At 73.2% G+C, this 7,031-nt stretch carries 7 protein-coding genes; 4 read left to right on the top strand and 3 right to left on the bottom strand.

What is annotated here, in order from left to right; all coding sequences use genetic code 11:
* From ACESL7_RS10940 to ACESL7_RS10930, 3 genes are all read right to left on the bottom strand, one after another.
* Positions 1-1,628, bottom strand: a 1,628-nt coding sequence (locus ACESL7_RS10940; protein WP_372893358.1) for an ABC transporter permease, incomplete at its 3' end; no start/stop codon positions are given.
* Positions 1,625-2,380: a triose-phosphate isomerase gene (gene tpiA / locus ACESL7_RS10935; protein ID WP_372893359.1), complete on the bottom strand. Its 756-nt coding sequence runs from the start codon at positions 2,378-2,380 to the stop codon at positions 1,625-1,627. The genes ACESL7_RS10940 and tpiA, both read right to left, overlap by 4 nt.
* Before the next feature lie 161 nt (positions 2,381-2,541).
* On the bottom strand, positions 2,542-3,666 hold the full coding sequence (locus ACESL7_RS10930) for a pyridoxal phosphate-dependent aminotransferase (protein WP_372893357.1): 1,125 nt from the start codon (positions 3,664-3,666) through the stop codon (positions 2,542-2,544).
* A gap of 96 nt (positions 3,667-3,762) precedes the next feature.
* Between ACESL7_RS10930 and ACESL7_RS10925 the strand changes: the two genes are divergently transcribed.
* The 4 genes from ACESL7_RS10925 to ACESL7_RS10910 form a co-directional block, all read left to right on the top strand.
* Positions 3,763-4,548 carry a crotonase/enoyl-CoA hydratase family protein gene (locus ACESL7_RS10925; RefSeq protein ID WP_372893356.1) on the top strand — a complete coding sequence of 262 codons (786 nt, stop codon included), beginning with the start codon at positions 3,763-3,765 and terminating at the stop codon, positions 4,546-4,548.
* Between the two features lie 98 nt (positions 4,549-4,646).
* Positions 4,647-5,135: a lytic transglycosylase domain-containing protein gene (locus ACESL7_RS10920; protein WP_372893355.1), complete on the top strand. Its 489-nt coding sequence runs from the start codon at positions 4,647-4,649 to the stop codon at positions 5,133-5,135.
* 345 nt (positions 5,136-5,480) lie between these two features.
* Complete coding sequence (locus ACESL7_RS10915; protein ID WP_372893354.1) at positions 5,481-6,767, top strand: lipoprotein-releasing ABC transporter permease subunit; 1,287 nt, start codon at positions 5,481-5,483, stop codon at positions 6,765-6,767.
* Positions 6,760-7,031 (top strand): ATP-binding cassette domain-containing protein (locus tag ACESL7_RS10910; protein WP_372893353.1); only part of this gene is annotated, 272 nt, incomplete at its 3' end. The genes ACESL7_RS10915 and ACESL7_RS10910, both read left to right, overlap by 8 nt.

Below are 7,031 nucleotides of genomic sequence, written 5' to 3'. Positions count from 1 at the left end.
GAGCGACAGACGAGCGCGACCGGCAGGAGACCCACGGCGACGATCACGAGGCTCGGCACCGCGGCCCCCGCGAGACGCTCGTCGGCGGCGAGGCGGTGGGCCTGCACCGCGAGCGTGTCGAAGTTGAAGGGCCGCATGATCAGCGTGGCGGGCAGCTCCTTCATCACGTCGACGAAGACGATCAGAAGCGCGGTCAGCACGGAGGGCCGCAGGATCGGCAGGTGCACGCGACGCACGAGCGCACCCGGCGTCGCGCCGAGCGTGCGCGCCACGGCATCCATGTTGGTGTTCAGGCTTGCCTGCCCGCCGTCGTAGGTGTTGAGCGCGGCGGCCATGAAGCGGATCGTGTAGGCCGCCACGAGGAGCCAGATCGATCCGGTGAAGAGAAGCCCGGTGTCGATGCCGAAGCGCGCCTCCATGAAGGCGTCGACCGCGTTGTCGAGTGCCGCGAAGGGCACGAGAAGGCCTACCGCGATGACGCCGCCCGGCACCGCGTAGCCGATCCGCGAGACGCTCGCCGCGCCGGTCGAGAGCCGTCCGGGTTCCAGCCGCTGGTAGGCGCCGAGAAGGACCGCCGCGCCCACCGTCACGACGGCTGCCGTGCCGGCGAGGATGACCGAATTGCGGACGAAGCCGAGGTAGCGGTCCGACAGCAGGTCCTGTCCGGAGCCGATCGCCATCTCCAGGAGAAGCCCCGCGGGCAGCAGGAAGCCGAAGAGCACCGGCACCCCGCAGACCGCCACCGCGGCCCAGGCCGCCCAGCCGGTGAGCGGCACTGCCGCGCGGGCCTCGTGGCGCCGCCCGGTGTCGTGGTGGCGCGCGTCGCCGCGGGTGACGCGTTCCAGCACGGCGAGGAAGAGCGCGAAGACCAGCAGGCAGAGCGCGAGCTGCGCGGCCGCCGCGCGGTCGGCCATGGCGAACCAGCTCTGGTAGATGCCGACGGCGAAGGTCTGCACGCCGAAGTAGCTCACCGTGCCGAAGTCGGCGATGGTCTCCATCACCGCGAGCAGCACGCCGCCCGCGATCGCCGGGCGCGCCATCGGCAGCGAGACGCGGAAGAAGGCGCCCCAGGGCCCCTGTCCGAGCGCGCGCGCGGCGAGGTTCGCGGTCGCCGACTGCTGCAGGAAGGCCGCGCGGGCAAGGAGATAGACGTAAGGATAGAGCACGAGGATCAGCATGACCGCCGCGCCGCCCGTGGAGCGCACCTCCGGGAACCAGTAGGCGCGCGGGCCCCAGCCCGTCACCTCGCGCAGAAGCGTCTGCACCGCGCCGGGGTGGTCGAGGAAGTCGGTGTAGGCGTAGCCGATCACGTAGGCCGGGAAGGCCAGCGGCAGCGCCAGCGCCACCTCGAAGAGGCGCACGCCGGGAAAGCGCGTCGTCGTCACGAGCCACGCCGCGCCGGTGCCCACCGCTGCCGTGCCGAGGGCGACCAGCACGATGAGTTGCAGCGTGGTGAAGGTGTAGCGCCAGAGCACCGTGTCGGCGAGATGGGCGAGCGTGTCGAGCGATCCGGTGGCGGCCGCGATCGCGACGGCCACCATCGGCAGCAGGCAGACCGCCGCCGCCGCGAGGGCGCCGGCGCGCAGCGCCGCGCCGAGCGCGCCCAGCTCTGCCCGCCGGCGCCTCATGCCGCCGCGGCCTCCAGCGCGGCGACGATGGGCCCGAACTCCGCGGCCGTCAGGCTCGCCCCGCCGACGAGCGCCCCGTCCACGTTGGAGACGGCGAAGATCTCGGCGGCGTTCGCGCCCTTCACGGAGCCGCCGTAGAGCAGGCGGACGGCGTCGCCCGTCCCGGCGCCGAAGCGCGCGGTGAGCTCGGCGCGCATGACATCGTGCACCTCGCCGATCTGCGCGGGCGTCGCCGTGCGGCCGGTGCCGATGGCCCAGACCGGCTCGTAGGCGAGGACGAGCGCCTCCGCGGTCGCGTCGTCGGGGATCGAGCGGGCCATCTGCGCGGCGACGACCGCGAGTGTCTCGCCCGCGTCGCGCTCGGCGAGGCTTTCGCCGACGCAGACGATCGCGGTGAGGCCCGCGGCCTTCGCGGCGGCGGCCTTCGCGCGCACGAGCGCGCTCGTCTCGCCATGGTCGGCCCGGCGCTCCGAATGGCCCAGGATGACGTAGGCCGCGCCCGCCTCGCCGAGCATCGGCGCCGCGATGTCGCCGGTGTGCGCGCCTGCGGGCTCGGGGTGACAATCCTGCCCGCCGAGGCGCAGCGCCGTGCCCTCGGCGCGGGCGGCGGCCGGCGCGAGGAGCGTCGCCGGCGGGCAGATCACGATCTCGCACGCCGGCGCGGGATACGCCTCGGCGAGCACCGCGATCTCGGCGAGCGCCGCGCGCGAGCCGTTCATCTTCCAGTTTCCTGCCGCGAGCTTGCGCCGCATGCCGTGCTCCTCCGTCGTGTCGGTGTCCCGCGTTTCGTGGGTGGTCTTCCTAGACGGGGCGGATCGGGTCAAGGCCGGCCTGCGTCGCGCCGGCGGGCGCGTCCGCCGCGGCACTTCGGCGGCCCCAAGCGCGCGGGCGCGGCCAGGGGCCGCTTCCGGCGTCACCCCTCCGCCGGCGCCTCCTCGGCGGCGGCGGCGCGCGCCTCGGGCAGGGCACGCGCGAGATGGGCGAGGTCCTCGGGCCGACCGGCGGCGACGCGGATGCAGCGGTCGAGCGGCGCGACGCCCGGCATCCGCACGAAGACGCCGCGCGCGACGAGCCCCTCGAGCACCCGGCGGGCGAAGGCGCCGTCGCGCCCGCAGTCCACCGCGACGAAATTCGTCGCCGAGGGCAGCGTGGCGAGGCCGTTCTCGCGCGCGATGCGCGCGATCCCGTCCCGCCCCTTCGCCGTCTCCGCGATCACATGCGCGAGCCAATCCTGATCCCCGAGCGCGGCGAGCGCGCCCGCCTGTGCCATGCGCGTCATGCCGAAGTGATTGCGGATCTTCTCGAAGGCCGCGATCAGCGGGGCCGCGGCGAGTGCGTAGCCCACCCGCGCCCCGGCGAGGCCGTAGCCCTTGGAAAAGGTGCGCATCCGGATGACGCGCGGGTCGTCCGGGTCGATCGCGGGCGCCGTGCCCGCGGGGGCGAAATCGATGTAGGCCTCGTCGAGGACCAGCAGGCAGCCCGCGGGCAGCGTGTCGAGAAGCGCCAGAACCGTCTCCGGCCCGTGCCAGGTGCCCATCGGGTTGTCCGGGTTGGACAGGTAGAGGAGCTTCGCGTCCACCGCTGCCGCCCGCGCGGTGAGTGCCTCGGGGTCCTCGCGGTCATTGTGGTAGGGCACCTTGTGGAGCCGCCCGCCGAAGCCCGCGACGTGGTAGTTGAAGGTGGGATAGGCGCCCTCGGAGGTCACCACCGCGTCGCCGGGCGCGACGAGCATCCGGACAAGATAGCCGAGCAGCCCGTCGATCCCCTCGCCGACGATGACGTGCCCGGGCGTGACACCGTGATGCGCGGCGAGCGCGTGGCGCAGGTCGTGGCTCGTCGAATCGCCGTACTTCCAGGCGTCGGCGGCGGCCTCCTGCATCGCGGCGACTGCCCTGGGCGAGGGGCCGAAGACGCTCTCGTTCGCACCGAGGCGCGCGTCGAAGGGGCGGCCCCGGGCCCGCTCCTGCGTCTCGGGACCGACGAAGGGAACGGTGGCGGGCAGGCTCTCGAGGAGCGGGGTGAAGCGCGGAAACGTCATGGGGCGAAGGTGTGGCACGGCGCGCGCGCCCGGGCAAGACGGCTGGTTTTCCCCTGCATGGCGCGCCATGATGACACCGGAAGAGGAGGCCGCCCCATGACCCGCGTCCGCGTCGAGATCGCCGAGCATGTCGCCCGCGTCACGCTCGCCCGGGCCGAGAAGCTCAACGCCGTCGATCCCGAGATGCTGGAGGCCATCATCGCGGCGGGCGCGGAGGTCGACCGCGCCGACGTGCGCGCCGTCGTGCTTGCGGGCGAGGGGCGCGCCTTCTGCGCGGGGCTCGACGTGGCGGGCTTCGCCGAGATGGCGGCGGGCGATCCCGAAGAGATGATCCTGCCGCGCACGCACGGCGCGGCGAACCGCTGGCAGCAGGCCGCGCTCGTCTGGCATCGTCTGCCGGTGCCGGTGATCGCCGCGCTGCAGGGGCCTGTCTACGGTGCCGGGCTTCAGATCGCGGCGGGCGCCGACATCCGCATCGCCGCGCCGGACGCCGAACTCGCCGTGATGGAAATGAAATGGGGCCTCGTGCCGGATATGGGGGGCATGGTCCTTCTGCCGCGCCTTCTGCGGAGCGATGCGTTGCGGCGGCTGACCTACACGGCGCGGCCCGTCCCGGCCGAGGAGGCGGCGCGGCTCGGCCTCGTGACGGAGCTTGCGCCTGATCCCCTCGCCGCGGCGGAGGCGCTCGCGCACGAGATTGCCGGGCGGAGCCCGAGCGCCGTGCGCGCGGCCAAGCGGCTCATCGGCCTGGCGGAGAGCGGCGCGGCGGCCGCGGAGGTGCTGATGGCCGAATCGCGCGAACAAGCCGGGCTGATCGGCGGTGCCGACCAGAGGGAAGCGGTGACGGCGCAGGCCGCCGGTCGCCCGCCGCGCTTCGGCTGACAGCGGAAAGACGCCGTCCGCGCCGCGCGCCGGGTCCGCGTTTGCCCCGCGGTGGCGCGCGCGGTACAGTATTGTCTATCACTGACGGGAGAGGCCCGATGCGCCATCCGAGCCGCCGCGCAATCCTCGGCCTCGTCCTTTTGCCGCTCGCGGCCTGCGGGGGCGGGCGCGACAGCGCGCAGGTGGGGACCATGTCTGCCGCCACGCGCGCGCCGCTCAACCCCGGCGAGACGCCGGAGATGCGCCGTCTCGTCAACAAATGGGCGGATCGCCACGACATTCCGCCCGCGCTCGTCCACCGGGTCATCCAGCGTGAGAGCGACTACCGCGCAGACGCGCTCAACCCGGCCGGACCGTATTACGGATTGATGCAGATCCTGCCCGCGACGGCGCGCAGCATGGGCCACCGGGGCCCGGCGCGCGCGCTGCTCGATCCGGAGGTGAACCTGAAATACGCCGGCCGCTACCTGCGTGGCGCGTGGCTCGTCTCGGGCGGGGACATCGACGATGCCGTCATGTGGTATGCGCGCGGTTATTATTACGAGGCCAAGCGCCTCGGGCTCCTCGAAGAGACGGGTCTGCGCTGAACGGTGTGACGCGCGGGCGCGTCTCGCTCGGGCGTATGGCGCGAGCGGGCGGGCCTGCACCGCACGACGCGGTGACGGATGCGGACAGGGCTGCGCCGGTGTCTTGTCCTGACGGCGCGCGGCGCTCGCGCATCGCGGCGCAGGACGGGCGGCACAGCGCGCGCCCGACGGGCCTGTGGGCGACGGCGCGGTGACGTCCGGCGCATCGGCCCCTTGCGCCAGGATCTCCGCCGGCAAGGCGCGCGCCCTGCGCGAAGAGGCTCCGATAAAGGCCGATGAGCGCCCCGCCCGCTTGACCCTCCCGGGGCTTCGGGAGAAGGTCCGCGCACCCTGATCGGAGCGTCCATGGCCCGCACGCCGCCCCCCTTCGCCGCCTTCGAATGGATGATCGCCTGGCGCTACCTGCGCGCGCGCCGCGCCGAGGGCGGCGTCTCTGTGATGACCTGGATCAGCCTGATCGGCATCACGCTCGCCGTCTTCGCGCTGATCGCCACGCTCGCCGTGCGCTCGGGCTTCCGGGCGGAGTTCGTGGACACCATCCTTGGTGCGAACGCGCATGTCACCGTCTACGCCATGCCGGAGGCGGGCGCGCGGGGTGGCATGGACCGCGCGATCGAGGATTACGAGGGGATGGCGGCGCGCATCGCCGATCTGCCGGCGGTCACCCGCGCCGCGCCGCTCGTGCGCGGGCAGGTGATGGCGGCCGCGAACGAGCGCAACACCGGCGCCGAGGTCTACGGGATCGCGGCCGACGACCTTGCCACACTGCCGCGCATCGCCGACCCGGAGGAGAGCGCGGGCGACATCGCCCGCTTCGGCGAGGGGGTCGCGCTGGGCTCCGGCATCGCGCGCCAGCTCGGCCTCGCGCCGGGCGACACGATCCGCCTGATCTCGCCCGAGGGCGCGAAGACCGCCTTCGGCACCAGCCCGCGCGTCAAGACCTACGAGGTCGCCTACATCTTCACCGCCGGGCGCTACGACATCGACCGCACGCGCATCTACATGCCCTTCGCGGAAGCGCAGAGCTACTTCAACCGCGAGGGGGTGGCCGACGAGATCGAGGTCATGGTGCGCGACCCCGACCGCGTGGACGCCTACGGCCCCGCGATCCGGCAGGCGGCCGGCGGCGCCGTGCAGCTCTGGACCTGGCGGGACAGTTCGGGGTCGTTCCTGCGCGCGCTCGAGGTCGAGGACAACGTGATGTTCGTGATCCTCTCGATCCTCGTGCTCATCGCGGCGATGAACATCGTCTCCGGCCTCATCATGCTGGTGAAGAACAAGGGGCGCGACATCGGCATCCTGCGGACCATGGGGCTGACCGAGGGGGCGGTGCTGCGCGTCTTCTTCATCTGCGGCGCGGCGACCGGGCTGATCGGCACGCTCGCCGGCGTGATCCTCGGCGTGGTCTTCGCGACCTACATCGACCCGATCTTTGCTGCCGTGAACTACCTCTCGGGCGGCGGCGTCTGGGATCCCTCGCTGCGGGGCATCTACCACTTGCCCGCGAAGCTGGAGACGGCGGATGTTCTCTCTGCCGTCGCGCTGTCGCTCGGGCTGTCCTTCGTGGTCACGATCTTCCCGGCGCGCCGCGCGGCGCGCATGAACCCGGTGGAGGCGCTGCGCTATGAGTGAGCCGGCGCTGCGCCTCTCCGGGATCGAGAAGACCTACAACCGCGGGCAGGAGAAGGAGATCCGCGTCGTGCGCGGCGCCTCGCTCGCCCTTGCGCCCGGCGAGGTGACGGCGCTGGTCGCCCCCTCGGGCGCGGGGAAATCGACGCTCCTGCACATCGCGGGGCTTCTCGACGTGCCCGACGCCGGCACGGTCGAGATCGGCGGGCAGGACATGACGGGCGCCTCCGACCGGGCGCGCACCCGCGTGCGCCGCCGCGAGGTGGG

The sequence above is a fragment of the Rhodosalinus sp. genome (assembly GCF_041685465.1).
GTDB lineage: Bacteria > Pseudomonadota > Alphaproteobacteria > Rhodobacterales > Rhodobacteraceae > Rhodosalinus.
The sequence above is the reverse complement of the archived record's forward strand: the minus strand, read 5'-3'. Positions and strand labels throughout refer to the sequence as shown.

Bases quoted from the DNA above. Each gene is read 5' to 3' on its own strand.
- ACESL7_RS10930 (WP_372893357.1), bottom strand. From the start codon at position 3,666: ATGACGTTTCCGCGCTTCACCCCGCTCCTCGAGAGCCTGCCCGCCACC.
- tpiA (WP_372893359.1), bottom strand. From the start codon at position 2,380: ATGCGGCGCAAGCTCGCGGCAGGAAACTGGAAGATGAACGGCTCGCGC.
- ACESL7_RS10915 (WP_372893354.1), top strand. From the start codon at position 5,481: ATGGCCCGCACGCCGCCCCCCTTCGCCGCCTTCGAATGGATGATCGCC.
- ACESL7_RS10925 (WP_372893356.1), top strand. From the start codon at position 3,763: ATGACCCGCGTCCGCGTCGAGATCGCCGAGCATGTCGCCCGCGTCACG.
- ACESL7_RS10920 (WP_372893355.1), top strand. From the start codon at position 4,647: ATGCGCCATCCGAGCCGCCGCGCAATCCTCGGCCTCGTCCTTTTGCCG.